General features: G+C 48.3%; 1 pseudogene. It reads right to left on the reverse strand.

Annotated elements, in window-relative coordinates:
- Positions 1–793, reverse strand: a pseudogene (locus tag R7093_RS24990) (nuclease); the annotation flags it as partial.

The following is a 793-nucleotide window of genomic DNA, read 5'->3' on the forward strand; positions in this document are numbered from 1 at the left end:
TAACGCATCACGCAGAGTTTCGCCTTCTTTGATCACAAGCGGCGTCACCAATGGAATGTCTGACGTGCCAGTTTTTACATAGCTGGTTGCGTCAGAAGAAAGCTGAGTATTGCTGTAGTACTCCTGAACCTTACCTTTCACACAAACTACGTCACCAGGCTTTAGCTCGGTATCTGCGGCGTTCGTATGAATAAATAGACCTTCTGACGTCTTATCGTTGTTATCGTTCTCGATAGCTTGCAGGTAGAAGCCTTTCGTCAAACCGCTAGTAACAGCGCTCACGACACCAGTAACAAAATGCTCTTCTGTCGTAATGTATGGGTAACCATCGATAAATGGCGAAGAAGCACCTTCACCTTGAATGTCTTGAATGGATGTGAACGTTGGCGCGTGTCCATCCACTTCACACACAAATTCTGCAGGTGGCTCAGCTGCATTCAGCTCGCCCAAGCCATCAATGTTGTCTTTTGCTAACGTTGTCCATTGAGAAGATTGGAAAGTCGCAGAAGGCGTCAGTGCGTCACCGTTACGTACCAAAGTGGCGTCTTTGCCAAATGCTACACCACCCATCACGCCGACCATGTCGTGAACTTCACCATCTTTTAATAGTGCGAGAGGATCGTCACCATTAAAGTTCGCCACGTTTTTATCGGTCTGGTCAGCCACCGCTTTAATCGCATCGCTGGCATCGCCATGGGCCAGAACAAACACCTGCTTCGCTTGCAACGTCACTTGGCTCAAATCGATCTTGCTGCCCCAAGTTCCACCACCATTAGATGATTTCGCTAGCTCA

This window comes from Vibrio sp. 1580, from assembly GCF_033340055.1.